This is a genomic window from Achromobacter ruhlandii, assembly GCF_902859695.1.
Classification (GTDB): domain Bacteria; phylum Pseudomonadota; class Gammaproteobacteria; order Burkholderiales; family Burkholderiaceae_B; genus Achromobacter; species Achromobacter ruhlandii.
Genome location: NZ_CADIJL010000003.1, coordinates 249,670 through 276,348 on the forward strand (window position 1 = coordinate 249,670; position 26,679 = coordinate 276,348).

At 66.0% G+C, this 26,679-nt stretch carries 17 protein-coding genes; 10 read left to right on the forward strand and 7 right to left on the reverse strand.

Annotation, left to right across the window (positions count from 1 at the left end):
* Nucleotides 1-39: 39 nt before the first annotated feature.
* Nucleotides 40-2,187 (forward strand): lytic transglycosylase domain-containing protein, encoded by a 2,148-nt coding sequence (locus tag HV742_RS05570; RefSeq protein ID WP_254600976.1) that lies wholly within the window; start codon nt 40-42, stop codon nt 2,185-2,187.
* Nucleotides 2,184-3,287 carry a tRNA nucleotidyltransferase/poly(A) polymerase-related protein gene (locus HV742_RS05575; protein WP_175144653.1) on the forward strand — a complete coding sequence of 368 codons (1,104 nt, stop codon included), beginning with the start codon at nt 2,184-2,186 and terminating at the stop codon, nt 3,285-3,287. The genes HV742_RS05570 and HV742_RS05575 overlap by 4 nt, the downstream gene beginning before the upstream one ends.
* A gap of 9 nt (nt 3,288-3,296) precedes the next feature.
* Here HV742_RS05575 and HV742_RS05580 read toward each other — a convergent pair whose 3' ends face one another.
* The 3 genes from HV742_RS05580 to HV742_RS05590 all read right to left on the reverse strand — a co-directional run bounded on the left by HV742_RS05580 (nt 3,297) and on the right by HV742_RS05590 (nt 7,379).
* Complete coding sequence (locus HV742_RS05580) at nt 3,297-4,478, reverse strand: class I SAM-dependent methyltransferase (protein ID WP_175144654.1); 1,182 nt, start codon at nt 4,476-4,478, stop codon at nt 3,297-3,299.
* 86 nt (nt 4,479-4,564) lie between these two features.
* On the reverse strand, nt 4,565-6,340 hold the full coding sequence (locus HV742_RS05585; protein ID WP_059272810.1) for a DEAD/DEAH box helicase: 1,776 nt from the start codon (nt 6,338-6,340) through the stop codon (nt 4,565-4,567).
* A gap of 277 nt (nt 6,341-6,617) precedes the next feature.
* Nucleotides 6,618-7,379 (reverse strand): uracil-DNA glycosylase, encoded by a 762-nt coding sequence (locus tag HV742_RS05590; protein ID WP_175144655.1) that lies wholly within the window; start codon nt 7,377-7,379, stop codon nt 6,618-6,620.
* A gap of 274 nt (nt 7,380-7,653) precedes the next feature.
* Here HV742_RS05590 and HV742_RS05595 point away from each other — a divergent pair, with 274 nt between their 5' ends.
* The 5 genes from HV742_RS05595 (at nt 7,654) to HV742_RS05610 (ending at nt 19,838) form a co-directional block, all read left to right on the forward strand.
* A complete protein-coding gene (locus HV742_RS05595; RefSeq protein WP_175144656.1) occupies nt 7,654-9,393 on the forward strand; it encodes a ShlB/FhaC/HecB family hemolysin secretion/activation protein in 1,740 nt (579 codons plus the stop codon).
* A gap of 72 nt (nt 9,394-9,465) precedes the next feature.
* The gene (locus HV742_RS05600) at nt 9,466-17,691 is read left to right on the forward strand and encodes a hemagglutinin repeat-containing protein (RefSeq protein WP_175144657.1); all 8,226 of its coding nucleotides are present in this window, start codon (nt 9,466-9,468) and stop codon (nt 17,689-17,691) included.
* Nucleotide 17,692: 1 nt separating this feature from the next.
* A complete protein-coding gene (locus HV742_RS32625; RefSeq protein ID WP_496350038.1) occupies nt 17,693-17,956 on the forward strand; it encodes a DUF8617 domain-containing protein in 264 nt (87 codons plus the stop codon).
* 562 nt (nt 17,957-18,518) lie between these two features.
* The gene (locus HV742_RS05605) at nt 18,519-19,199 is read left to right on the forward strand and encodes a hypothetical protein (RefSeq protein WP_146074682.1); all 681 of its coding nucleotides are present in this window, start codon (nt 18,519-18,521) and stop codon (nt 19,197-19,199) included.
* 48 nt (nt 19,200-19,247) lie between these two features.
* Nucleotides 19,248-19,838, forward strand: a complete 591-nt coding sequence (locus tag HV742_RS05610) for a hypothetical protein (protein ID WP_254600980.1) — start codon at nt 19,248-19,250, stop codon at nt 19,836-19,838.
* A 34-nt stretch (nt 19,839-19,872) separates the two neighbouring features.
* Here HV742_RS05610 and tenA read toward each other — a convergent pair whose 3' ends face one another.
* Entirely contained in the window at nt 19,873-20,535 is a 663-nt protein-coding gene (gene tenA / locus HV742_RS05615; RefSeq protein WP_175144658.1) for a thiaminase II, read from the reverse strand.
* A 177-nt stretch (nt 20,536-20,712) separates the two neighbouring features.
* Nucleotides 20,713-21,498, reverse strand: coding sequence for a 3-hydroxybutyrate dehydrogenase (locus HV742_RS05620; RefSeq protein WP_049076994.1), 786 nt, complete (start codon nt 21,496-21,498; stop codon nt 20,713-20,715).
* Nucleotides 21,499-21,907: 409 nt separating this feature from the next.
* On the opposite strand from HV742_RS05620, the gene HV742_RS05625 reads away from it, so the two are divergent.
* The 3 genes from HV742_RS05625 (at nt 21,908) to HV742_RS05635 (ending at nt 24,795) form a co-directional block, all read left to right on the forward strand.
* A complete protein-coding gene (locus tag HV742_RS05625) occupies nt 21,908-22,570 on the forward strand; it encodes an N-acetylmuramoyl-L-alanine amidase family protein (protein WP_175144659.1) in 663 nt (220 codons plus the stop codon).
* A 150-nt stretch (nt 22,571-22,720) separates the two neighbouring features.
* Nucleotides 22,721-23,923: a COG3904 family protein gene (locus tag HV742_RS05630; protein ID WP_236749496.1), complete on the forward strand. Its 1,203-nt coding sequence runs from the start codon at nt 22,721-22,723 to the stop codon at nt 23,921-23,923.
* 23 nt (nt 23,924-23,946) lie between these two features.
* Nucleotides 23,947-24,795, forward strand: a complete 849-nt coding sequence (locus HV742_RS05635) for a lysozyme inhibitor LprI family protein (RefSeq protein ID WP_175144660.1) — start codon at nt 23,947-23,949, stop codon at nt 24,793-24,795.
* Nucleotides 24,796-24,849: 54 nt separating this feature from the next.
* Here the strand turns inward: HV742_RS05635 and HV742_RS05640 are convergent, their stop codons facing one another.
* Nucleotides 24,850-25,251, reverse strand: coding sequence for a DUF488 domain-containing protein (locus HV742_RS05640; RefSeq protein ID WP_054418453.1), 402 nt, complete (start codon nt 25,249-25,251; stop codon nt 24,850-24,852).
* A 50-nt stretch (nt 25,252-25,301) separates the two neighbouring features.
* Nucleotides 25,302-26,525 carry a Na+/H+ antiporter NhaA gene (nhaA, locus tag HV742_RS05645; RefSeq protein ID WP_175144661.1) on the reverse strand — a complete coding sequence of 408 codons (1,224 nt, stop codon included), beginning with the start codon at nt 26,523-26,525 and terminating at the stop codon, nt 25,302-25,304.
* Nucleotides 26,526-26,679: the final 154 nt, after the last annotated feature.

Sequence of the window (26,679 nt, forward strand, 5' to 3'; positions counted from 1 at the left end):
TCACTGCGCGGACCCGCAAGCCGCCGCCCGGGTCCACGCATGAAGCCCGCGCGCAACGCCATGGGCGCGGTCCGGGCCCCGCAATCCGGACGGTATCAGAAAACCGGTGGGAAATCCCTGCGCGCGGTCGACACCCGCGCCGGTTTGCGTCGCTGGTTGCCATTGCTGGCGCTGTTCACGGCCGCCTGCGCGCCCGTCGACGCCCAGCAACGCACCGCGTCCGTCAGTCCCCAGCCCCAACCCGCCGCGCAGGCGCCGCAACCGGCCATCGCCGTGCCGCCGGCCGTGCTGGCGGGATTGCCGCCCACCGCCGAAACGCCGGCCCTGGCCGCCGTGGTGGCCGCGCGCGAGGCCATGAATCGCAAGCAGTGGTCAATCCTGGGCGCCCTGGTGCCGCAGGCCAAGTCCGACCCGCTGGGCATGTATCCGGAATACTGGCTGTTGCGCTATCAGCTGTGGACGCCGCCGCCGGGCGGACGGCCCAACGCCGAACTGCAGAAGTTCATCAGCGGCAATGGCGACGCCTACCTGGCTGATCGGCTGCGCGCCGACTGGCTGCTCGCCGCCGCGCGCAGCGGCGACTTCGAAACCGTGCGCAAGCTGGCGCCGGTCAAGAACAGCAACGCCCAGGTCGAGTGCGCCATCCTCAACGCCAAGCACATGACCGGCCAGCGCGCCACGGCCGCGCAGGCCGTGGCGGTGTTCGCGCCAGGCGGCGCCTGCTGGTCGCTGTACGACCAGCTGGTCGCGGACAACGTTCTGGGCTGGGATCAGCTCGAACCGCAGTTGCGCGACGCCATCGAGGCCAACAAGACCGCCGACGCGCGCAAGTTCGTGCAGTACATGTTCGAGCCGCGCGACCAGAAGACCTACGATCTCCTCATCAAGGACCCGATGCGCTGGCTGACGCGGCAAGACCGCCTGCCGGTGGGCCGCAACGAGAAAGAGCTGGTCACCATCGCGCTGGCGCGGCTGGCCCGCTCCGATATCAACGTGGCCGATTCCTACCTGCGGCGCGAGTGGGCCAAGTCCATGGCCAAGTCGAACCTGGCCTGGATCCGTGGCCAGTATGCGCTGGTGGCCGCGCTCAACCTGGACAGCCGCGCCGACGACTGGTACCACGAGGCCGGCCATATCCGCATGACGGAATACAACGCCGGCTGGAAGGTGCGGGCGGCGCTGCGTCAACCGAAGATCGACTGGAAGTGGGTCATCGAGTCCATCGACCAGATGCCTGCCGCGCAACAGCAGGATCCGTCCTGGATCTACTGGAAGGCGCGCGGCATGGCCGCCACCGGCCGGCGCGACCAGGCCAACGCGGCCTACGCCTCCATCGCCGATCGCTTCGACTTCTACGGCCAGTTGGCCGCCGAGGAACTGGGCCGCCGCATCACCGTGCCTCCGCGTCCGGCGCCCATCACGGACAGCGAGATCGCCGAGGCCCGTGCCAACCCGGGCCTGCGCCGCGCGGTACAGCTGTTCCGCCTGGGCTGGCGCCAGGAGGCCGTGCCCGAATGGAACTTCGCGCTGCGCGGCATGACCGACCGCCAACTGCTCGCCGCCGCCGAACTGGCGCGCGCCGAGAACATCTACGATCGCGTGGTCAACACATCCGACCGCACCGAGAAGGAATTCGACTTCAGCCAGCGCTTCATCGCGCCGTTCGAAGGCCGTGTCACGGCCAAGGCCAACGCCATCGCGCTCGACCCCGCCTGGGTCTACGGCCTGATCCGCCAGGAATCGCGCTTCATCATGGACGCGCGCTCGCACGTCGGCGCCTCCGGCCTGATGCAGTTGATGCCGGCCACCGCCAAGTGGGTGGCGGGCAAGATCGGCATGAGCAACTTCACGCCCGACAGCGTCAACGACTTCGACACCAACACCGAGCTGGGCACCAACTACCTGAACATGGTGCTGCGCGACCTGAACGGCTCGCAGATGCTGGCCAGCGCCGGCTACAACGCCGGACCTCGCCGTCCGCACAACTGGCGTTCCACCTTCAACCATCCCGTCGAAGGCGCGATCTTCGCCGAGACCATTCCGTTCAACGAGACGCGCACCTACGTCAAGAACGTGATGTCCAACTCGGTCTACTACGCCGCCATGTTCAGCGGCCAGCCGCAGTCGCTGAAAGAGCGGCTGGGCAACGTGGTCCCGCTGGGCGCGGAAAGCACCACCCTGCCATGACGGAGGATGTGGCGACGCAGGGCCTGCAGGTCTACATCGTGGGCGGGGCAGTGCGCGACGCGCTGCTCGGCCTGACGCCCGGCGATCACGACTGGGTGGTGGTCGGCGCCACGCCCGAGGACATGGCGCGGCGCGGCTTCATTCCGGTGGGCGGCGATTTCCCGGTGTTCCTGCACCCGGTCACCAAAGAGGAATACGCCCTGGCGCGCACCGAGCGCAAATCGGGCCGCGGCTACAAGGGCTTCACCTTCTACACCGGCGCCGACGTCACGCTCGAAGAGGACCTGCGCCGCCGCGATCTGACCGTCAACGCCATCGCGCAGAAGCAGGACGGCGAACTGGTCGATCCGCTCGGCGGCGCGGCCGACGTGCGCGCGCGCGTGTTCCGCCACGTGGGCGAGGCCTTCGAGGAAGATCCGGTGCGCATCCTGCGCCTGGCGCGCTTCGCCGCGCGCTTTGCCGACTTCAGCGTCGCGCCCGAAACCCTGGCGCTGTGCCGCCGCATGGTCGAGGCCGGCGAGGCCGACGCCCTGGTGGCCGAGCGCGTCTGGAAAGAAGTATCGCGTGGCTTGATGGCCGCCGCGCCGTCGCGCATGTTCGACGTGCTGCGGCAGTCCGGCGCGCTGGAGCGCGTCATGCCCGAGTTGCAGGGCTCCGAGGAGACCGGCGGTGACGTCGATCGCGCGGCCGCGCGCAACCTGTCGCTGCCGGGCCGCTATGCCTTGCTGTGCCGCCTGTCACCCGAGCGGGAAGCGCTGGGCCGGCGCCTGCGCGTGCCCACCGAATGCAACGACTACGCACGGCTCCTGCCCGAGATGTTGACGGGCTTGGACACCACGCAGGCGCCCGGCGCCGACGAAGCCGACGCGCAGCTCGCGCTGATGGAGCGCGTCGACGCGCTGCGCAAGCCCGAGCGCTTTTTCGATCTGTTGGAAACGGTGGCGGTGCTGCGGCCGGTGGCTATCGGCGCCTGGCGCGAACGCGCCGAAGCGGTGCGGGGCGTGGATGCCGGCGCCATCGCCCGCGCCTGCGCCGGCGATCCGGCGCGCATCAAGCAGAGCGTGCGCGAGGCGCGCCTGCAGCGGCTGCGCGCCGCCTGACGCCGACTGCTACAGCTTGCCGAGGCGGTCGCCGCGCGCAAAGCCGATCAGCGGCTGCGCGATGCCGCGGCCCACGGCCAGCACCTTGAAGAGTTCGCCCATCTCGGCTTCCGACAGCAGCTTCTGCACCGGCGCCACCGCCTGCGCGTAAGCGCGCACGTCGGTCGGGTCCAGTTGCGCCAGCAGTTCCATCAAGCCGGCGTTCATCAGGAAGCGCGCCTGTGACGTATAGCCCAGCACCTGCAGGCCGGCCGCCTGCGCGGCGTCCGCCATGGCGGTGAAGTCGACGTGCGCCGTGATGTCCTGCAGCCCCGGCGCGGTGAACGGGTCGCCATGCGCGTGGTGGCGCAGATGGCACATCAGCGTGCCGCCGGCGCGTTGCGGGTGGTAGTACTCGCCCTGCGGAAAGCCGTAGTCGATCAGCAGCGCCGCACCCTGTTCCAGCCAGCGGCCCATGGCGTCGATCCACGCTTCGGCCTGCGGGTTGATCTCCGACACATAGCCAGGCAGCGCCGGCATGCGCGCCGCGACCGCCTCGGCCAGGCGCGGCGGGGCTGGCCTATCTTCCCAGACGAAACCCTGCGTGGCGTCCCACGCCACGCCGCGTTCCAGCACCGTGCCGTCGTCGCCCCAGCGGAACAGCGACACCGGCATGGCGTCCAGCACTTCGTTGGCCAGCACGCAGCCGCGGAAACGGTCGGGCAGGGCATCCAGCCAGCGCACCCGCTCGCCGAACGGCGCCAGCCGCTCGGCCTGGCGCGCGCGCAGGTCGGCCGATACTTCGAGGATCAGGTACTGCGTGTCCTGCAGCCCCAGCGCATCCAGTTCGCGCAGCACGCCTTCGGCCAGCGCGCCGGTGCCGGCGCCGAACTCCAGCACCGCCTGGGTATCGGTCTGCCGCAGCACCTGGGCCACCTGGCGTGCCAGGGTGCGGGCGAACAGCGGAGTCAGTTGCGGCGCGGTGACGAAATCGCCCGCGGGTGCGCTCGCATCGGCTTCGGCCAGCTTGACGTTGCCGGCCGCGTAATAACCCAGTCCTGGCGCATACAGCGCCTCGGCCATCCAATGATCGAACGGCAGCCAGCCGGACGCGGCGCCGATCGCGGCGCGCAGGTGCGCGGCGGCGGCTTCGCTATGGGCCTGGGCGGCGGGAGGCAGCGGGGGCAGGTTGGCAGGGGCGGGGCGTTGCATGGCGGAAAAAGAAGCGTCGAAGAGGGCATTTTCCCAAAAAACAAACCCCGCGACAGGCGCGGGGTTTGCTGGGTGCCGATCAGGGCTTAGCCGCGGCGGGCGCCGGCCGGCTTGTTGAAGCGCTTGGCGGGGCCGCCGGGGCGCTTGTCGAAGCTGGGACGGTCACGGAAACCGCCTTCCGAGCGGTCGCCGCCGCGGAAGCCGCCTTCGCGCTGCGGACGGTCGCCGAAGCTGGGGCGATCGCTGAAGCTCGGGCGCGAATCGCGGTCGCCGCCACGGAAGCCGCCTTCACGCGGGCCGCGCTCGTTGAACGGACGCGGATCGCGCTGCGGGCGATCGCCGAAGCTGGGGCGGTCGCTGAAGCTCGGGCGCGAATCACGATCGCCGCCACGGAAGCCGCCTTCACGCGGGGGGCGGTCGCCAAAGGGACGATTGCCCTGGTAGCCGCCTTCGCGCTGGGGACGATCACCGAAGCTGGGACGATCGCCGAACGAACGGGCCGGGCGGTCGCCGAACGGGCGGTTGCCTTGGTAGCCGCCGCCTTCGCGGGCGCCCTGGTAACCGCCTTCGCGCGGCTTGAATTCGCCACGCGGGCCGCCGAACGAACGGCCTTCGCGCGAACCGCCTTCACGGTGACCCTGGTAGCCGCCGCCGAAGCCGCCCGGACGCTTGCCAAACGGCTTGCCGCCGCGCGGCGCGCCGCCGGTCGAGGGACGCGGGGTGCGCTTGGGTTCCAGGCCGGCGATCACTTCGGGCGTGATGGACTGGCCGATGTAGTGCTCGATGCGGCGCACTTTGTGGCGCTCGGAGTGCGTGGCCAGCGTGAACGCCAGGCCGTTGCGGCCGGCGCGGCCGGTACGGCCGATACGGTGCACGTAGTCTTCGGCCTGCATCGGCAGGTCGAAGTTGACGGCGTGGCTGATGCCTTGCACGTCGATGCCGCGGGCGGCCACGTCGGTGGCGACCAGGATGCGCAGCTGGCCGCGTTGCAGTTGCGACAGCGTGCGGGTGCGTTGGCGCTGGTTCATGTCGCCGTGCAGGGCGGCGGCGGCAAAGCCCTGGTCGGCCAGGTGGTCGGCCAGATCGTCGGCGCCGCGCTTGGTCGACGTAAAGACGATGGCCTGGTCCAGCGAAGCGTCGCGCAGGACGTGGTCCAGCAACTGCATCTTGTGGCTGGCGTCGTCCGCGTACAGCAGGCTTTGCGTGATGTTGGTGTGCTTTTCCTTGGCGCCGGCGACTTCGATGCGCTGCGGATCGCGCATCATGCGGGCGGCCAGCTTGGCCACGGTGCCGTCCAGCGTGGCCGAGAACAACAGCGTCTGGCGCTCGGCCGGCAGGCGGCTGATGATGGTCTCGATATCCTCGATGAAGCCCATGTCCAGCATGCGATCGGCTTCGTCCAGCACCAGCGTGTGCACGGTATTGAGTTTGACGCGGCCCGAATTCAGGTGGTCGATCAGGCGGCCAGGCGTGGCCACCAGCACGTCGACGCGGCGCGACAGCGCCTTCAATTGGGCGCCGTAGGGCATGCCGCCGACGACGGTGGCGGTGCGCAGGTCAGCCAGCTTGCGGCCGTAGGTGGCGGTGGCTTCGGTAACCTGCAGGGCCAGTTCGCGCGTCGGCGCCAGCACCAGCACCTGCACGCCGACGCCCTTGTTGGCGGGCATCTGGGCGATGCGGTGCAGCGCCGGCAGCATGAAGGCGGCGGTCTTGCCGCTACCGGTCTGCGACGACACCATCAGGTCGTGGCCGGCCAGCGCCTGCGGAATGGCCGAGGCTTGCACGGTGGTGGGGGTGGTGAAGCCAGCTTCTTGCAGGGCCGACAACAGGGCGGGCGCGAGGCCCAGGTTTTCGAAAGACATAACTTTCCCTTGCCGCGATCAAATGCGACGCAGTGCTTGGTCGGGCCAGGGGATTAGGCGGCCGGATCCAGGCGACGGTTGATGGAGCATCGTGCCGACCGAATCAACCGTGCGCGTGGCGCGTTCCCGTAATGCTGCTTGGAACGCAGGGCGAAAGGAAAGGAGGTCAGGAATCGATGATGTTCGGCATGGGCTGGGCTTGGTTGCCCGGCAGACTGCTGAAATTTCCGCTAAATCAAGGCGGTAAATGCCGAACTCGTTTGGTGCAGTGCGGCGATCATAACCCGAATTCGCCTTGCACGGGAATTATTTTTTTGTCCAGCTTCCAATCAATAGGGTTTTTCCCTTGGTCGACCAGCCAGCGGTTGGTCGCCAGGAAGTGGCCGCAGCCCAGGAACGGCACGGGCGGACGCCGGGCCGATAGCGGCGAGGGATGGTTCGCCATCAGTACCAGGTGGCCACTGTCGTGCGGAAGCAACGCCTGCTTGGCCTGGGCATGGGCGCCCCACAGCATGAACACCTTGGGCGACGGGTCTTGCGCCACCAATGCAATCAATGCATCCGTCACCGTTTCCCAGCCGCGCTTGGCGTGGGAGGCGGGCTGTCCATCCTCGACCGTCAGCGCGGTGTTCAGCAGCAGCACGCCCTGCTCGGCCCAGGGACTCAGATCGTTGCCGGCCGGCAGCGGCGTGCCCGGGTATTCCTGGGCGATCTCATTGAAGATGTTGCGCAGGCTGGGCGGACGCTTGCAGTCGTCCGGCACGGAAAACGCCAGGCCCTGCGCCTGGCCCGGGCCGTGATACGGATCCTGGCCCAGGATCACCACCCGCACATCCGATGGTTCCAGGCCCTGCAGGGCGCGCAGCGGCGTAGCGGGATATACCACCGCGCCTTCGGCCAGGCGCCGCTCGACATGGGCGGTCACGGCCTGCAGGGCTTCGGCGACGCGCGGGGCGCGCAGGGCGGCCTGCCAAGAGGCAGGCAATTGTGCCGTCTGGGCGGCGAGGGCATTGGGAATCAGTCGGTTATCGGTCGGCATGGCCGTGATTTTTGCACAGCGCCGGCGAGGTCGCGGCGGGTCGGAAGTCATGCCGCCTTCGCATTTTCAAAGCCGCTTCATCTCAAGGAGCACACCCCCGGGCGGCAGGCATGAACGTAATCAAATGTTGCCATTCGGGCGCTGTCGCCAAATTTTGTATTTTCTATTCAAGCGAGAAAATCGGGGAAAAAGGCGGCATAAATTGAAATATGCGCTTAATTAGCTGTGAAATCTTCCGTTATGGAAAGAAATTAGCATTTTCAATAAGAAACAAGTGCATACCATCGTATCGCGAGGCCGCCTCCGGCAGAGGTGGCTTCCCTGCCTGGCGTTGTTCGTTTCGTCCATCGCCTTCCTGCCCCCCTTGGTCGCGCAATCCCTCCCCGTGGAGGCCGCCACGCGCGCCAGCGAGATTCAACGCCGCCAGGAGCAGGAGCTTGACGCGCAGCGCGCCCGCGCCGCCGAAAGGCCGGACGTGCTGTCGGCGCCGCCCGTCGTCCCCGGCGAGGGGCCGCTCGTCTTCCCCGCGGAATCACCCTGCTTCACGATCGCCCAGGTGGTGTGGGATGGCGCCGGTCCGCCGACCGCTTTACGCCGCGCCGCCGAGACCACGCTTGGGCAATGCATCGGCGGCCAGGGCCTGCGCGTCCTCCAGGAACACCTCATGGCGCGCCTGATCGACCGCGGCCAGATCACCGCGCGAGTGCTGGTGCCGGAGCAATCGCTGGCCAGCGGCACCCTGACCCTGCGCTACGTGCCCGGCCGTATCTCCGGGGTCAAGAGCGACGGCGCGCCCGGCTGGTGGCGCACCGCCTTGCCGACCTGGCCGGGCGGCGAGGTCAACCAGCGCGATCTGGACCAGGCGCTGGAGAACATCCGTCGCCTGCGCGGCCAGGCGGACGCGTCGATCGACGTCGCGCCCGGCCCTGAACTGGGCGACTCCGACATCATCATCAAGCCCGGCACCGGCAAGCGCTGGCACGCCTATGTGGGCGGGGACAACGCCGGCATGGAGTCCACCGGCAAGAACCAGGTCAACGCCGGACTCACGCTGGATTCGCCGCTGTTCCTGTATGACCAGTTGTCGGTCTCCTGGAACAGCAACGCCGACCTGCGCAACAGCGACGCCGGCTCGCGCGCCGCCTCCGTCAACTACAGCATCCCGTTCGGCTACTGGACCCTGTTCGCCGGCGCCAGCAAGTCGCGCTACCGCCAGACCGTGGCCGGCTTCGATGAACCCATCGTCTACGGCGGCACCAGCAAGCAGGTTGAGGCGGGCGTGTCGGTGGTGCCCTACCGCGGCGCCAGCTACAAGGGCACCGCCATGCTGAAGTTCCTGCGCAAGCGCGCGAGCAGCACCCTCAACGACATCGACATCGAGGTGCAGCGGCGCGACGTGGTCGGCTACGAATTCAGCTATGGCCATCGTCATTACATCGACCAGATGGTGCTGGACGTTGGCGGCGGCGTGCGCGGCACGCTGCCGCAATTTTCCGATCAGCCCGGCTACGTCTACGGCGATCCCGACTGGAACGGCCGCAGCACCATCCTGACGGCCAATGCAGGTCTATATCTGCCCTTCAAGGTGGCGGGGCAGCAGATGGCGTACCAGGTCAACTGGCAGATCCAGCACGCCAAGACGCCCATCGTGCCCGCCGACTACTTCACCATCGGCAACCGCTACGCGGTGCGCGGCTTCGATGGGCAGATGACGCTGGCCGCGGAAGACGGCTGGACCCTGCGCAATGACCTGTCGCTGAACCTGGGCAACCTGGGCCAGCAACTTTACACCGGCCTGGATGCCGGCCGCGTCGGCGGCCCGGCGGCGCAGTACCTGACCAGCCGCACCCTGGTCGGCGCGGTCGCGGGTCTGCGCGGCCGCATCGCCGTGCCCGGGGTTGCCAATGCGGTCAACGCCAGCTACGACCTGTCGGCCGGCTGGCCCCTGAAAAAGCCCGACAACCTGAAGACGCAAAGCACGGTCTTCGCCGCCACGCTGATGTTCGAGTTCTAGACCGTTCGGGGCCTGTGCGCCCCGGCCGTCGTCCGTTCAGTTGCTTCACGCTTACCGAGAGTTGCCCTCGTCATGTCCAAGCTTCGCTCCGCAGTCGTCTGGTTGGTCCTGTACACGCAGATCTGGACGCCCGTCCTGGCGCAGACCCTGCCCATTTCCGTCGACAAGAGCGTGCCGGGCCAGAAGCCCGTGGTGGGCGTAACGAATGGCGTGCCGGTGGTCAATATCGCGCCGCCTTCGGCCGGCGGCGTCTCGAACAACCGCTACACGCAGTTCAACGTCGGCCCCTCGGGGGTGGTGCTGAACAACAGCGGCGCGGCCAGCCAGACGCAACTGGCCGGACAGGTCGCGGGCAACCCGATGCTGGGCAACCAGCGCGCCGCCACCATCCTGAACCAGGTGACGGCGCCCAATCCGTCGCAACTGATGGGCATGCTCGAAGTGGCGGGCAACCGCGCCAACGTCATCGTCGCCAACCCCGCCGGCATCACCTGTAACGGCTGCGGCTTCCTGAACGCCAACCGCGCCACGCTGACCACCGGCAAGCCGGTCATCGGTCCGGATGGCGCGCTGGGCTTCGACATCGCCAGTGGTCGCCTCGCCATCGAAGGCGCGGGCCTTTACGGCGCCAACCTCAGTCAGCTCGACCTGATGGCGCGCACGCTGGAACTGAACGCCCAAGTCTGGGCCAACAATCTGAACGTGGTCGCGGGCGCGGCGCGCGTCGGCTATGACGGCATCGACGTGTCGGCCCTGACCGGCGCCGGCGCGGGCACCGGCGTGGCGCTGGACGTCGCCGCGCTGGGCGGCATGTATGCCAACAGCATCCGCCTGATCGGCACGGAAGCCGGGGTCGGCGTGAACATCGGCGGCAACCTGGCGGCGCTGACGGGCACACTGACGGTCAGCGCCAACGGCGACGTCCGGATCCAGCCCTCGGGCCGGCTGCAGGCCGCCACGAACCTCGCGGTGCAAAGCGCCGGCGACATCGTCAACGACGGCACGGTCGCCGCGGGCGGCGCGCTGGGCTTGAACGCCGCCGCCAAGGTCATCAACAACCAGGCCATGTCCTCGGCTGGCAACGCCAGCATCGTGGCGCGCCAGCTGGAGAACCGCGGCGCGCTCACGGCGGGCTTGCAGGCGGACGGCTCCATCAGTCCGCTCGGCGCCTTGAGCGCGCAGGTGGACCAGCTGCTCAACCCCGGCACCCTGGTGGCGGGTGGCGATGCCACCATCACCGCGAACGCGCTGGGGTTGTCGGGCGGCAAGTTCGTCGCCGGGGGCGCATTGCGCGTGGACGCCACGGGCGCGGTCACCAATCACGGCGGCTCTGTCTATGGCGGCTCCGTGGCCTTGCGCGCGGCCGGCCTGGACAATACGGGCGGCAAACTCACCAGCGGTGCGGCGCTCGACGGCCAGGTGGCGGGCGCCATCGACAACACCGGTGGCACGCTGGCCGGCGCCGGCGCGGTGGACCTGCGCGGCAGGTCCGTGGTCAACGCGGCCGGTGGCGTGGTCTCGGGCCAGAGCGTGGCACTGCGCGGCGCCGACGGCATCGACAACCAGGGGGGATCGGTGCAGGCCAACGACGCCTTGCGCGTCGAGACGGCCGGCGCGCTCGACAACCGTGGCGGCAAGCTGCTCGGCGGCGCCACCGACATCCAGGCGGCCAGCCTCGACAACCGCAATGGCATCGCCCAGGCCGACGCCAAACTCGCGGTCACCACCGGCGGCGCGATTCAGAACCAGTCAGGCGGCCTGTATGGCGGCACGGTCGGCATCGACGCGGCAAGTCTCGCCAACAGCGGCGGCAAGGTCGCCAGCGGCGGCGAATTGAACCTGAAGACCGTCGGCGCGATCGACAACGCCGGCGGCACCATCGCCGCGCAAGGGCAGGCCGCGCTGAGCGCACAAAGCCTGTCCAACACGCGCGGCATCGTCGCGGCCAACGGCCTCACGCTCAAGACGCAAGGCACGCTGGACAACAGCGCCGGCCTGATCCAGGCCGACAACGCGCTGGCGCTGACCGCCGGCAGCTTGAAGAACCGCGACACCCTCGCCAACGGCATCGCCGGCGCAGGCAGCACGGCCGCGGGCGCCCTGGGCCTGATGGGCAAGCAGGTCATGCTGGACACCGGATCCATCGACAACCAGGCTGGCCGCATCGGCGCTGGCCAGGACCTGGCCTTGTCTACCGGCGCGCTCGACAATGCGCGCGGCAACGTCTCGTCCGACGCCAATGCGAAGCTCGCCTTCAGCAGCATCACCAACACCGGCGGCGCCCTGACCGCCGGCACCTCGCTGGAGCTGGTCACCGGCAACCTCGACAACGACGGCAAGATCCACTCTGGCCAGGACCTGAAAATCACCGCCAATACGCTGACCAACCGCGCCGGCGGCGAATTGATCGCGGTGCGCAACAACGAACTGATCATCGGCGGCCTGCTGAGCAACGCCGGCCTGATCGACGGCGGCTACACACTCATCAACGCGGGCAATCTGCTCAACACCGGCCGCATCTACGGCGATCGCATCGGCATCAAGACGCCGTTGCTGCAGAACGAACCCAATGCCGTCATCGCCTCGCGTGGCGACATGGACCTGGGCGTGGGCACGCTGACCAATCGCGAGCACGCGTTGATCTACGCCGCGGGCGACCTGCGGCTGGGCGGCACGCTGGACGCCACCGGCAAGGCCGCCGGCCAGGCGGCGTTGTTGTCCAACGAGTCCGCCACTATCGAAGTCGAGCGCAACGCCGACATCGCCGCCGCCAGCATTCAGAACCGCAACCTGCACTTCGCCAGCGAAAGCGTCGAGGTCAGCCGCGAAGCCAAATGGTTCTACCGCCTGGATGGCACCACCGACATCGTCGACGGCGAAGGCATGTGGTTCTGCAACACCGTCAAGTCCATCTGCGGTCGCGACCCCAGCTGGATGGGACAGTACGACGAGCGGCGCCTGCTGATGCCGTCGGCGCGTTATCCGGAAAGCCAGTATGGGCCGCCGTTCGACTACAGCAACATCCAGGAGGACCAGCAGGGGCGCGCGGGTGTCAGCGCGCCGATTGGCCTGGCATATATCGCCGAATACTCCGGCTGCAGTGGCGGCGATGCGGGCGGGTGCTACACCAACCCCGCACAGTTCCTGTACAAGCCCGACGCCAAGATCTGGTCCGTCTTCGAGGTAGAGCGTCCCAGCGGCATCAGGCGGCCCCCGTCGCCGGATGATTGCGGCTTGCGTTGCCCCGCGGACCTGGCCCAGCAACAGGCTCAGTACGACCACGACCTGGTGCTGTACGACACGCTGAACGAGAAGATCAAGGACTTCAACGCCGACTTCCGCAACAACCGCATGATCAAGGATTTCACCTTCTATGAGGTGACCCAGATCACGCGCGAGACCCGCATCACAGAGAGCGATCCGGGCAAGATCATCGTGGGCGGCAATGCCCGCCTTGTTGGCAACATCGTCAATGACAAGAGCCGCATCCTCGCCGGCGGCGCCTTGAAAACCGAGGGTGGAACGCTGAGCAACGTCGGCGCCGAGGGACTGCGCACGGTCGACCGTGTCGGCACCATGGCCTACACCTACGAAAAGAACGACTCCCGCAAGTACAACCGTTCCGACTACAACGCCACCGTCCTGGCCGAACGCATCGAGACCGGCCTGGGCGATGCGAAGGGCGGCGCCGCGGTCGCGCCTTCCGGCCAGACGCCGGGCGCCAGCACCGTCGTCCAGGCGTTGCCGCCGGCGACCCTGACGCGCATCACGCTGCCGGGCAACCAGACCATCGCTGTCGTGGTGCTGCCGCCGACCCTTCCGACCAGCAAGCTGTACCAGGTCATCACGGCGCCCAACGCGCCTTATCTGATCGCCACCGACAGCCAGTTCATCGGTTCGCGCGCCGTGGTGTCCAGCGATTTCCTGCTGGAGAAACTGAACCAGGACCCGGGCCACGTCCTCAAGCGCCTGGGCGACGGCTTCTATGAGCAGAAGCTGGTGGCCGAACAGGTGATGCTGGCCACCGGCCAGCGCTTTGTCGGCGACTACACCGATAACGAGACCCAGTACAAGGCGCTGCTTTCCGCCGGCGCCGACTTCGCCAAGCAGTTCGGCCTGGCCGTGGGCACCGCGCTCACCGAAGAGCAGATGCGCCACCTGACCAGCGACATCGTCTGGATGGTGGAGCAGACCGTGACGCTGCCTGACGGCACGCAGCAGAAGGTGCTGGCCCCGCAGGTCTACCTGGCCGTCAAGCCGGGCGACCTGCGCGGTGAGGGCACGTTGATCGCCGGCCGTGACACGCAGATCAGCGCGACGGGCGACGTGAACAACAGCGGCACCCTCGGCGCACGCAACGCGTTGGTGGTCGATGCGCAGAACGTGCGCAACACCGTGGGCACGATCCAGGGCAAGACTGTCAACCTGAATGCGCGCAACGACATCGATAACCTGGCCGGGTTGCTCAAGGGTGACGGCGTCACGCTGACCGCGGGCCGCGACATCAACCTCACCGCCAGCACCCAATCGAACGTGCGGGGCGGAATCAGCAACACCATCGTCGACGGGGTCGCCCGTATCGACGCCGGAACGCTGAATGCGCAGGCGGGCCGCGACGTCAACGCGCAGGCTGCCGCCATCGTCACCAGCGGTGATGCGAGCATTCGCGCCGGCAACGATATCAACCTGACCGCCGCTGGGACGAGCTACGGCGAGTCGTTCAACTTCGGCAAGAAGAACCGGTCGGAGATGCGTACGACGGAAGACGTGGGAACCCGCATAGCCGCTGCCGGGAACCTGACATTGATGGCTGCGCAGGATATCAATGCCATTGCCGCGCAAGTGTCGTCCGACAAGCAGTTGGCGCTGGGCGCGGGGCGCGATATCAATGTGCTGGCGGGGGATTCCAGCGGGTATACCTATAACGAGATCTATTACAAGACGAAGGGGTTCCTCTCCAGCAAGACGACACACCGCATCAAGGAAGCGTCCTGGACGCAGGCGGTGTCTTCCACCTTCACCGGCGATAGCGCCGTGATGGTGGCTGGGCGTGATCTGAATGTGCTGGGTTCCAACGTGGCGGCACAGAACGACTTGGTCATGTCGGCGGATCGCAATGTCAATATCGTTGCCGAAAAGAACTCCGCCAACGAATACCAGTACGAGAAGATCAAGAAGTCCGGCTTTGGTGGACTGGGAGGCCTCAGCTACGGATCGCGTCAGACGACGGATTGGATGGACACCAAGCGTGGCCTGAATACTGGTAGCACCATCGGCAGTGTGACGGGGGACGTGCTGATCAACGCGGGCGGTTCGTTGAACGTGCTTGGCAGTGATGTCCTGGCACGGCAAGGCGACATCACGATGATCGGCCGGGACGTCAGTATCGTTGGCAGTTTCGACACGATGCGCCAGCGTGAAGTGCACGAGATGAAGCAGTCTGGCTTCAGTGTCACGGCCAGCACACCTGTGGTCAGCGCCATGCAAACGGCCGGACGTATGGCGGAAGCATCCGGAAAGTCCGGCAATCCGGTCATGACCGCGCTGGCGGGTGGAACCACAGCGCTTGCGGCCAGCAACGCCTATGACGCGGTCGCGGCCGCCGGCGCGGTAAAGGACGCCGGTGCCATCGACAAGATGGGCGGCGGCAGCATCAAGATCAGCTTCGGCAGCAGCAAGAGCAGCAGCACTACGGATAGAAGCTCGTCCACCTCGGTGGGATCGAACATCGCTGCGGGCAAGGACCTGACGATTGTCGCCAAGGGCGCGGGAAGCGCATCGGATATAACGGTTTCGGGTTCCAACCTGTCGGCGGGCAACAATGCCGTGCTGAAGGCCGACGGCGACATCCTGCTGCAGGCGGCCAAGAACTTCTACGAACAGAAGACGGACAGCAAGAGCAGCGGTTTCAATATTGGTATCGGCTACAGCACCGGCACATCCAACGGTTTGACGGTGGAGTTGGGAGCCTCCATTGCACGGGGCAAGGAGAACGGCCGGGATGACAGCTGGACCAACAGTTCCGTCACCGCGGGCAATGTGCTCGCGTTGCAGTCGGGGGGAGACACGACCCTAAAAGGCGCATCCGGAAAGGCTGAACAGATTCTGGCCTCGGTAGGAGGCAACCTGTTGCTGGAGAGCCTGCAAGATACAAGCACGTACACCTCAAAACAGACCAGCGCTGGCGTGAATATCACGTTGTGCATTCCGCCCTATTGCTATGGCCAGAGTACGGCTGCCGCTAACTTCGGCACCGGCAAGATGAACAGCAACTTCAAGTCTGTCACTGAACAGACGGGCTTGTGGGCGGGCGACGGTGGGTTCCTGATCGACGTCAAGAACAACACGACGTTGATCGGTAGTGTCATCGCCAGCAGCGACAAGGCGGTGGCAGATGGACTGAACATGCTCAGAACCGGGACATTGGTCACTCGCGACATCAAGAACTCGGCGAGCTATAGCGCCAACCAAATCGCCGTGGGCGGAGGGTTCGGGTTTGGCGGTAGTGCGTCGGCGGGGGGAGAAAGCCCCGCTGGCTTGGGCACCACCAAGGGCAACCAGGTGGCCGGCGGCGCGAGCAAGGACGCAGGCACTTCCTTGGCGTCGAGTGGGGGCTTTTCCGGCAATCTACCGACGGTGGTTGCGGCCAGCGGCAATAGCAATTCCACGACCCAAAGCGCCATCAGTGGCGGCACCATCATCATCCGCGATGAAGAAGGACAGCGGGCGCTGACAGGCAAGACTGTGGCGGAGACGATTGCGGCGCTGAATCGGGATACGTCGGACACGTTGAACACGCTGAAGCCGATCTTTGACAAGGAGAAGATCGAGGCGGGGTTCGAGATCGCGTCGGAGGCCAGCCGGCAGTTGGGGCAGTTCCTGACGAATCGGGCTAGGGAAGCGGATGCATTGTCTTCTTCTCTGGCCAAGGAGTTGCAAAAGCCAGGCGGCGGCGACGCGCAACGAATCGCTCAACTCGCGAATGAGCTGGATAGCGCCCTTAGGTGGGCTCCCGGTGGCGACTATCGTCTAATTTCGACGGCCATCCTTGGCGGCATAAGCGGAAACGTCTCGGGAGGTGTTGCCGAGGCCGCGAGGGCGAGTGCAGTGAACTACCTGCAAGGGCTGACTGCACAGCAGGTAAAGCTCTTTGCGGACGGCCTGGGGTCGTCACCGCAGGCCGACGCCACGCGCGCCGCGCTGCATGCGATTGTGGGATGCGCGGGCGGAGCGGCGCAAGGGACGGGCTGCTCCTCGTCGGCCTTGGGAGCAGGGGCTGCTTCAGTCGTCAATGCGTTGCTTGATGCCGCTGATCGCGGTTCGGAGTCGGGGCTTAGCGTCGAGCAGCGTGAGGCACGCGCCAATCTGGTGTCAAACCTGCTGGCAGGCGTGGCGTTTGGCCTCGGTCTTGATGCAGGAGGGGCAGTCAATAGCGGCCGCTTGGAGACTGAGAACAACGCTGTTGGTTTGTTGCTCAAGCGGGGTGGGCCAGCGCTGATAGGGCTGTGTTTCAGGTCGGCGACGTGTCAAGAGAAGGTGATCGGGCCGGCGGCATTTGCCGCGATCAGTGCAGCAGTTGCTGCGCTCAGAGCTGCAAATCCTCAGCTGGATGAAAACCAAGCGCTGCTGCTCGCAGTGACTCGCTACATTACGACGCCTGCATCGATGGAACCCATCCCAGGCAAGCCAGGCGAGCCGGTACCTCCGTTGCCGATTCCCCCGGGTCAGACCGGTGGCAATGAAAACGTTTCGGTGCCTGGCAAGCCAGCGGATGGACAAGCTCCTATCGGTGTGCCTGGGCAGGAGAACAACGGTGCTAACGGTGGAACCACTACTACCACGCCCATGCTTGATCCACCAGGGCCGCAGATTATATTGAGTGAGGCCGAAAATAGGGGCAACGTCACTATAGAAGCGGGTGCAAAGCCAGATGCTAACGAGCTTCGTGCTGGGCAAGGCTTGGCGAGCGTAGGATACGATGTAATTCAGCAAGCTACCGCATCTTCACAAGGCATTCCAAACGTACGAACGGCCGATTTGTCTGTAAGTGGAGTTGGCCAAGTGGATGTCTATACCCCCAAGAGTGGGACGTCTGTGAACGCGATTACCAGGGCTATCGAAGGGAAGGCCGACCAAGCTTCCGGTGTTCTTGTTCAAGCAGATCTTTCAGACTCTGATATGGCCTCTATTGCTGCTCGTACATGGGGCAAACCAAGTGCGCAATCTATCAATACGCTGTTCTTCCAGCAATCGAATGGAATTATCGTGCGCTTTAATCGACCAAATTCAGGAGGCTGAAATGCCAAAATTTGCTTGCAAGTGTGGAAACGTACTGAATTTGTCCGGTGTTTGGCCTGAGTGTGAGTGGCGCTTAGTACCCATGGCGCGTGTGGGTGAAATTGCCGATAGATTAGATGTTGGGCAGGTTTCCAGTGGAGACGAAATTTACGATCTCGTTGATGAGGTGAGCGTAACCGTTTATCGGTGTCCAGTATGCTTCAGGCTTTATTTGGAAACGGGCAAGAATACGTTTGAAACGTACGCAAAAGAACCGTATGGCTGAGTCAGTCCGTATTTTGGCGGTCCAGGCATTTTAAAAATTGTTATTCCGCCAGCTACAGCGCGAATCAGATTGCGGTAGGCGGAGGCTTCGGGTTTGGCGGCGGTGTCTCGAAAGAAAGGTCGGCGGGTCTGGGCACCACCAAGGGCAACCAGGTGGCCGGCGGCGCGATGTCAAGACGGATCAGTGAACTCAGTCCGATTTATCGGAACTGGTGGAGCCTCGTGACACCCGCGGCGACTAGCCTCTACACAGGGTGTGCCGATTCCGCGTTAACGGTGTGCCCAGTTCCTGGCACGCCCCAACGCGCGAGTGTGCGTGCAATAGATGATATGGATGACGCGTTTCCATGACCGCCTGCCCCAATTGCCAAGTTCAAAGTTCACCACCTGCGTTGCTAGCGGGCAAGCACGTTGAGGGTTTCTATCACGCGGATGAGTTTGCCGTGGTGGATCTGGGTGGCTCCACGGTCTACACCGAGATCTTCCAATTTGCCGAGCCGGTTACGGCTAAGTAGGCGACTTCCACCCGTCCGCAGTTTGCTTCATTGAATACCACGAATATCATGCGTTCACTTAAATTGGCAGCTACTGCCGCTGTGTTGCTGCTCACGTCGGGCTGCGCCTTCATCATGGGTTCCCCGGCCAAGCCCTTGGCGACGAACCCCGAGCCGGATGAAGTGATCAGTCCGGTGTTGGTCTATACGTCCGATTGCAATTACCAGAAGAAAATCGACGACACGGGCTGGATCGGCGCACGTACTGCGCTGCCAGCGCTGTATGCAGCCGAGGCGGTCTGCAAGGCCCTGAACAACGAACTACCCGGCGCGATGGATGCGGCGGGTATCAAGGCGACATTCAAGCTGCGCAAGGTGAATCCGGATTCCGCGCGGCCGTTGACCTTGAAGGAAGACGCAGCGGCCATCGGGGCAAAGTATGTGGTGGCATTGGGCGAACCCTATGGCTTTGGCGGCTATCAGCAATACGGCCCATCGGTAAGCATCAAGGTGCGCCTGTATGACGCCGTATCGGGTGAATACCGCGGCTACGCCGAAGACACCTATCCGATTTCCTTGCGCGACTACTCCAATCGGGGGCCGGCCGCAGACGGCCTGCGGATCGCGGCGGATATGGCGCAAATGCTGGCGCGCACGATGCGCAAGCGCTGCATCGAGGCCTATCCTTATCAATGCGGCAAGACAGGCTTGTTCCGCCTGGCCGAACCTCGCGATGCCTATGGCAAGTGAGCACCGCGTTTGCCCTGGCTAATTTCTTCTCTTTTGAGTGAGTGGTAGATGATTGCTGTATTGCGTTGCATGGCGCCCGCTGTGTTGCTGGGTGGCGCCTTGGTGGGTTGCTCCGCCACCAATCCCAATATTCTCAGTCGTTACGACGCTGGCAGCAGTGCGCGGGTTCGCGTGTATGTATATACGGCGGATCGCATCCGCCTGGATTTTGACAGGACGTGCTTCCTGCCCGCATCGGGCCTGTTCGGTCACGGTGACGGCCTGGAAACGATCCAGCGCTCGCACATGCGCGGTAGCGGTAGCGTTGGAATGCCGCCTTCGCCGAACATCTCGGGCCTGGTGTTCGACGAATTCATCATCAAGGCGGGTATTCCGGTAACCATTTACGGTCAGGTCGGCGGGACGTACAGAAGCGCCGGGCCTTATGGGTCCGTGACCACCACGAGCTGGCCCGAGACGAAGAATGCGGGGTATTTCACGCCAGCCGCTGGCAAGGACTACGAGGTCTATGTGGAGCGGCGCGCGGTCGTGGTGCAGGACATCACGGTGCCCGGCGCCAGCGCAGCGGAACGGCAGGTGCCGCTGACGCCGGCTTCGCCCTGCCCGGAACCCCCTGCGACCGTGATGCCGAAGGTCTGACCGCAGTCGCAGGGCCTATCCGCTACGCGTCGTCTCACACCGGCCATTCCCCCAACCGATACGCCGAGTCCCAGAACATCCATTCCAACTGCGCCGCATGCGTATACGCCCGGTGCATGTCGTCGCGCGTTTGCGCGGACGCCTTGTCCGCCGCCTGGTCCACCGATGCGATGACTTCGCGCACCAGACTGTGGAATTCTTCCCCGGCGTAGGTATCGATCCACGCGCCATAGGGATTGGGACGCGTCGCGCGCGAGTGGATGTCGCGCCCGATCTCGGCATAGATCCAGAAGCACGGCAGCAACGCCGCCAGCGCCACCGGATACGGTGCGCTCCACGCCGTGGCGATGAGGAAGCTGGTGTAGTGATGGCTGGCCGGCGACAGCGGGGTGCTGGCGAACGTCTCTGCATCGATGCCGAATTGCTTCATGAAGCCTTCGTGCAGACTGCGTTCGACCACCACCGCGTTCTTGGCGGCGTCGGCGAACTGCCCCACGCCGTCGGCATGGTCGGCCTTGGCGGCGGCGACCGCCAGGGCGCGGCCGAAGGCCAGCAGGTAGTGGGCGTCCTGGATCATGTAGTGGCGGAACGCCTGCTCGCTGAGCTGGCCGCTGGCCAGTTCCTGGTTGAACGGCATGGTGCGCGTTTCTTCGTACAGCGCGGCGTTGCGCGCCCAGGCGTCGGTGCTGAAAGACATGGCAATCCTCAAATCGAAGTCGGACGGCGCATCATGCGCAGCGCCGTGGCTACGGTTCAAGGATATCAAGACTTCCCGGCGGCGTTTGCGCGCACGCCAGGCCGATGGGCGGAACCTCGATAGCGGGGCGGGCCGCGGCCTCGGGACGGGCCGCGATGCTCTCGCTCCGTGCTGCCCTTATTGCATGTACCACCCATGGCTGACCACGAACGACTGCCCCGTGAACGCCGCGCTGGGGAAGGTCGACAGGAACAGCGCCGTCTGCGCCACGTCCTCGACGGTGGTGAAGATGCCGTCGACGGTATCGCCCAGCATCACCTTCTTGACCACGTCTTCTTCGCTGATGCCCAGTTCCTTGGCCTGTTCGGGAATCTGCTTCTCAACCAGCGGGGTGCGCACGAAGCCGGGGCAGATGACGTGCGAACGCACGTTGTGCTTGGCGCCTTCCTTGGCCAGCACGCGCGCCAGGCCCAGCAGCGCGTGCTTGGCGGCGACGTAGGCGGACTTGAGCGGCGAGGCTTCGTGCGAGTGCACCGAGCCCATGTAGATCACGACGCCGCCGCGATCATCCTTGTACATGTGCTTGAGCGCGGCCTTGGTGGTGAGGAAGGCGCCATCGACGTGGATGGCCTGCATTTTCTTCCAGTCGGCGAAGGCGAAGTTCTCGATGGGGTTGACGATCTGGATGCCGGCGTTCGAGATCAGGATGTCGATGCTGCCGTAGGCGGCGGCGACGCGGTCGATGCCCTGGTTGACGGCGTCTTCGTTGGTGACGTCCATGGCCACGCCCATGGCCTTGCCGCCGGCCTGTTCGATTTCGCGGGCGACGGCGTCGGCGCCGGCCTGGTTCAGGTCGGCGATGGCGACCGCGGCGCCTGCGCGCGACAGGGTCAGCGCGATTTCCTTGCCGATGCCGCTGGCCGCGCCGGTGACGACGGCCACTTTTCCGTTCAGATTGCTCATGCTGGGGAACCTCCGGGTAAGGATGCCGCGGGCCGGGGTGCGCCCGCGGATGCGAGGGGCATGGCTTGATGGTAGCGCTCCAGGATGAGCGCAGCCTGAACGCCACGGCTCGGTAACCATCTATGTCATTTGCTTCCACCGGCGCTTCGCGCCAGAGCTGACACCGGCATCGCGGCCGAGAGGCGGCCGTCGGCGGCGCGGCGCACGCCGGGACGGGCTGTTACCAACCGGCCCTGCACGCCCCAAGCGGACATTGCCGATTGCTGCCCGCTGCGGGAGAATCCGCGGCAGTCGACGCCGCCGCGAGGCGGCTATCCGGATTTCTTACAGGACAAAGACAAACGTGGCATCGGTCATGGCGGGTCAGGCGGGCAAGGGCGGGAACGTGGCGGGAAAATGGGCGCGGCGCATGGCGGCGTCCTTGCTGGTCCTGGCGGCAGGGGCGGCGCAGGCCGCCCACGTCGTGGTGGACACCGGCCATACCCCGAAGCAGCCGGGCGCGACCGGCGCCAGCGGCCGGGTGGAGTATCTGTACAACCTGGACCTGAGCGGCGCGGTGGCCGCCGACCTGGCGGCAGCCGGGAACCGCGTGACCCGCGTGTCCGCCGACGGCGCCGAGGTGCCGCTGGGCCGGCGCACCCGGATCGCGCCGGATGCGGATTTCTTCATCTCGATCCACCACGATTCGATGCAGCAGAAGTACATCGACGCGGGCCGCCAGCGTGAATTCGCCGGGTTCTCCATCTTTGTCTCGCAGCTCAATCCGCGCTACGAAGACAGCCTGCGCTGCGCACAGGCGATCGGCGAGGCGTTGCTGGCGGCGGGCGAGAAGCCGTCGCTGTATCACGCCGAACCCATCGCCGGTGAAAACCGGCCGTTGCTGGACCGGCGCCTGGGCGTGCATCGCTACGACGGGCTGGCGGTGCTCAAGACCGCCACCATGCCCGCGGTGCTGGTGGAGGCGGGCGTGATCGTGAATCCGGACGAGGAGGCGCGTCTTGCCAGGCCGGAGACCATCCAGCGGCTGGCGCGCGCGATTGCCGGCGGCGTGCAGGCCTGCCAGGCGCGGTAGCGCGACTCGCGGGCCTCGGAAACTGGCGATGGCCGGCGAGATGGATAAAATCCCGGATTCGAGGGGGCGGGCCGCGCCGCCCAACGCGGGGATGACGGCGCGAACCGGAGGCGATCCGGCCCGTGGCATGCGTTCCGAGGACAAGGACTGATGATGCTGAAAAGAAAACTGACGACACTGGCCATGGGCCTGGCACTCACGCTGACGGGCCTGTCCATGGCGCCCGCCCAGGCACAGTCGCCCGCGCCGCAAAAGGAAGAACCCGAGCGCTATGGCCCGTTCTTCTACCTGCCCAGCGAACCGAACCTGTTGATCTACGTCGGCGCGGTCAGCGCTAACGACCTGCTGCACATGAAGAAGGCGTTGCGCGAGCATCCGACCATCTCCACCCTGATCCTGCAGAACAACGGCGGCGGCCTGGTGCACATCGGGCTGGTGGTGGCCGAGGAGGTCTACGAACGCGGGCTCAACACCTACATTCCGAAGGACAGCTACTGTGCCTCGGCGTGCGCGTTCGTGTTCTTCGCCGGCCGCCAGCGTCTGGCCGAAGGCCGGCTCGGCGTGCACCAGATCACCGCGCCGGAGATGACGGGCGAACAGGCGCAGTTCGGCGTGTCGGATATCGTCACCACCCTGCCCAAGTACGGGGTGTCGGCCGACGTGCTGGGCATCATGTTCAGCACCCCGTCCAAGGAAATGTATTTCTTCTCGCCGCAGGAGATCATCAAGTACGGCATCAATCGCACCGGCAATGTGAAAACGGCCGCCAACGAGTCGCAGCAGGGCGGCCAGCGGCCAGCGCCGGCCTCCACGCCAGCCGCCGCGCCCGCGCCGCAGGCCCAGGCATCCGACGACGACACCCGGCTGCCGCCGCGCAAGCCGGCCGCGCCCGCCGCCGCGCCGGCGCCGTCCAACCCGCCGCCGGTGGCCAATCCCTACATGACCAAGGATCCCGCGCCCGCGCCGCTGTCCGACGAACAGCGCGCGATCAACGCCGCGACCCTGATGATCCAGGCGGGCAGCGGCACCAATGAAGAGGCGATGAATTTCACGCGCGAGTTCTACGCCGACACGGTCGACTACTTCAAGAAGTCGCGGCCGAAGTCGGAGATCCTGGCGGACAAGAAGGCCTACTTCGCGCGCTGGCCGGTGCGGCGATTCGTGGTGGACCAGAATTCGCTCAAGGCCAAGTGCCAGGACCAGATGTGCATGGTCAAGGGCCTCTACGATTTCAAGGTGTCGAGCCCGGAGCGCGGCAAGACCGCGACTGGCACGTCCAATTTCACTTACGTCCTTGACCTGCGCAACCGCTACCGCATCGTCATGGAAGACAGCGAGGTCGTCAGCCGCTGAGGCTGCCGCCGGGGAGAAGCACAATGCATTTCGGCAAGCGCGTGGCACAACTGCTGGGCCTGGTGGGCATCAGCGTGGTATCGGCGTCCGCGCTGGCAATCAATTGCCAGAAGGCCAGCAACGCGGCCGAGAAGCTGATCTGTTCGGATCGCGCGGCGGTGGCCGCCGACGCCGAGTTGAACCGCGCCTACGCCGCCTTGCTGAAGCAGGCGCCGGACGCGGAGATCCGCGCGATGCTGGTGGCCAGCCAGCGGCGTTGGGTCGAAGCCCGTGACCTGCGCCTGGAGGGCCTGGCGTCCGATCCCGAATCGCTGCCCGACGACAAGACGCCCGGCGCGATCGCGGCCGACCTGATCCGTGCCCGCGCCAGCGAGTTCAAGGAACGCGGGAAGGGCGACGATATCCCCAGGCTGATCCGCGTGGCGTTGAGCCAGCGCGAGTTCCGCAAGCAGTTCACCGGCGGTCCATACTCCGGCTATGACGTGTCCTGCGACGTGCTGCCGCCGGACTACAAGTATTACGCCTGCTTTGCCACCCGCTACTACCAGAACAATGACCGCGTCTGCAGCACGGATGAATACTGGGCCACCGGCTCGGTCTACGTCCAGCGCTACGTAGCGAAGGTGGTGGACAACAAGCCGGTGCCGGTGGCGTCCTGCTCCTACAACGGCAATGACGAGAGCTGTCCGGGCAGCATTGCCGATGACGCGCGCTGGAATACGGGGCCCAAGGTGCACGCGCCGACCTATCCGTCCAAGCCGTTGCCCCAGGTCGATGGCGAGGTCGACGACAGCGACGATTACGGCTGGATCAAGGCCTGCCTGACCGACAGCAGCTTCCCGCTGTCCAACCCGACCACGGCGGGCCGCTAGGGTTGTAAAAACTGCCCTTGCGGGCAACCTTGCGAGGCGTCTTGTGAATGTCGGCTAGCCCGTGGTCCGGGCCAGGCGCTTGCGGTGGTGCCGGGCATGGTCCAGCAGCGCGTCGCGCAACACCACCGCCTGGTTGTGCTCGGTGTCGCGGGCGCCATACAGCAGGGTCAGCGGACGTTCGCCGGCGGCTTGCAGCAGGGCGGCCATGCGGGCCTGCTGGGCGGGTTCGGCCAGTTCGGCCAGGTATTTTTCGCGAAAGGTGTCCCAGCGTTCGTCGACGTGGCAGAACCACTTGCGCAGTTCGGCGCTCGGGGCCAGGTCCTTGGCCCATTCGTCCAGCGCCAGGTCGGCGCGGCGCAGGCCGCGCGGCCACAGGCGGTCCACCAGGGCCCGGTAGTGCCCGTCGGGTCCGATGCCTTCGTAGACGCGTTGCACGGAAATGGCGGACGGCTTCATGGCGGCTCCTGTGGCGGATGCCCCAAGTCTACTCCCCGGCAAGCCCCGTGCTAGACCGTGGCCTTGGCTTCGGGCGCGGCGGCGGCGCCAGCGCGCAGCAGCAGGAAACCCACGACCGCCGAGGCCAGGGAGCCGGTCAGCACGCCGATCTTGGTGGCGTCCACCGCGGCCGGATCGGTGAAGGCCAGCGCGCCGATGAACAGGCTCATGGTGAAGCCGATGCCGCACAGTAGCGCCACGCCATAGAGCTGCGTGAAGCTGGCATGGCGCGGCAGGCTGGCGACGCCCGATTTGATGGCCAGCCAGGCAAATCCGAACACGCCCAGTTGCTTGCCCAGGAACAGGCCCAGCGCCACGCCCAGCGGCACCGGCTGCGCCAGGCTGGACAGGCCCATGCCGGCGAATGACACGCCGGCGTTGGCGAAGCCGAACACCGGCACGATCAGCAGGGCCACGGGCTTGTGCAGCGCGTGTTCCAGCGCGTGCAGCGGCGAGCGCGCGCCAGCGTGGCCCTGGTTCTGCGGGCGCAGCGGAATGGTCAGCGCCAGCGCCACGCCCGCCAGCGTGGCATGCACGCCGGACTTCAGCACGAAGTACCAGAGCACCGCGCCGATCAGCAGATAGGGCGTCAGGCGCAGCACGCCGGCCCGGTTCAGGCAGACCAGGCAGGCCAGCAGCGCGCCGGCCATGGCGAGCGCGAACAGGTTCAGTTCGGACGTGTAGAACAAGGCAATGATGACGATGGCGCCCAGGTCGTCCAGGATCGCCAGCGCGGTCAGGAACACCTTCAGCGAGGTTGGCACGCGGCTGCCCAGCAGGGCCAGGATGCCGAGCGCGAAGGCGATGTCAGTGGCGGCCGGAATGGCCCAGCCGCGCAGGGTGTCGGGGCTGCCCAGGTTGATCAGCACGTAGATCAGGGCAGGCATTGCCATGCCGCCCAGGGCGGCGATGCCGGGCAGTACGATGCGGGCCGCCCCGCGCAGTTGGCCATCCAGCACCTCGCGCTTGATTTCCAGGCCCACCAGCAGGAAGAACACGGCCATCAGGCCGTCATTGATCCAGTGCAGCACGGATTCCTTGAGCATGACCGGCCCGGCCTGGAATCCCAGCTTGGTGCCGAGCACTTCGAAATAGTGCGGGGCGAGCGGGCTGTTGGCGATGACCAGGGCGACCGCGGCCGCCAGCATCAGCACATAGCCGCCGAGCGCTTCGGAGCGAAGGAACGCCTGCAGAAACGAGACGGGCCGGGACGGGTGCGGGGCCTGCAGGGTCAATATCCACTCCTTGATTGCTGCGGTGCAGCGTAAAACCTGTGATGTTGAATATTACCTGAATTCAGACCAGTCCTAGGCGTAAAGGGCGTTGATTTCTATAGGATTTGACTCTGTTCGACCCGGTGAGGCCGGTGTCCGGTCCCATCCCGAATCC

Coding starts and splice junctions, on each gene's coding strand:
- HV742_RS05570 (WP_254600976.1), top strand. CDS start 40: ATGAAGCCCGCGCGCAACGCCATGGGCGCGGTCCGGGCCCCGCAATCC.
- HV742_RS05575 (WP_175144653.1), top strand. CDS start 2,184: ATGACGGAGGATGTGGCGACGCAGGGCCTGCAGGTCTACATCGTGGGC.
- HV742_RS05580 (WP_175144654.1), bottom strand. CDS start 4,478: ATGCAACGCCCCGCCCCTGCCAACCTGCCCCCGCTGCCTCCCGCCGCC.
- HV742_RS05585 (WP_059272810.1), bottom strand. CDS start 6,340: ATGTCTTTCGAAAACCTGGGCCTCGCGCCCGCCCTGTTGTCGGCCCTG.
- HV742_RS05590 (WP_175144655.1), bottom strand. CDS start 7,379: ATGCCGACCGATAACCGACTGATTCCCAATGCCCTCGCCGCCCAGACG.
- HV742_RS05600 (WP_175144657.1), top strand. CDS start 9,466: ATGTCCAAGCTTCGCTCCGCAGTCGTCTGGTTGGTCCTGTACACGCAG.
- HV742_RS32625 (WP_496350038.1), top strand. CDS start 17,693: ATGCCAAAATTTGCTTGCAAGTGTGGAAACGTACTGAATTTGTCCGGT.
- HV742_RS05605 (WP_146074682.1), top strand. CDS start 18,519: ATGCGTTCACTTAAATTGGCAGCTACTGCCGCTGTGTTGCTGCTCACG.
- HV742_RS05610 (WP_254600980.1), top strand. CDS start 19,248: ATGATTGCTGTATTGCGTTGCATGGCGCCCGCTGTGTTGCTGGGTGGC.
- tenA (WP_175144658.1), bottom strand. CDS start 20,535: ATGTCTTTCAGCACCGACGCCTGGGCGCGCAACGCCGCGCTGTACGAA.
- HV742_RS05620 (WP_049076994.1), bottom strand. CDS start 21,498: ATGAGCAATCTGAACGGAAAAGTGGCCGTCGTCACCGGCGCGGCCAGC.
- HV742_RS05625 (WP_175144659.1), top strand. CDS start 21,908: ATGGCGGCGTCCTTGCTGGTCCTGGCGGCAGGGGCGGCGCAGGCCGCC.
- HV742_RS05630 (WP_236749496.1), top strand. CDS start 22,721: ATGATGCTGAAAAGAAAACTGACGACACTGGCCATGGGCCTGGCACTC.
- HV742_RS05635 (WP_175144660.1), top strand. CDS start 23,947: ATGCATTTCGGCAAGCGCGTGGCACAACTGCTGGGCCTGGTGGGCATC.
- HV742_RS05640 (WP_054418453.1), bottom strand. CDS start 25,251: ATGAAGCCGTCCGCCATTTCCGTGCAACGCGTCTACGAAGGCATCGGA.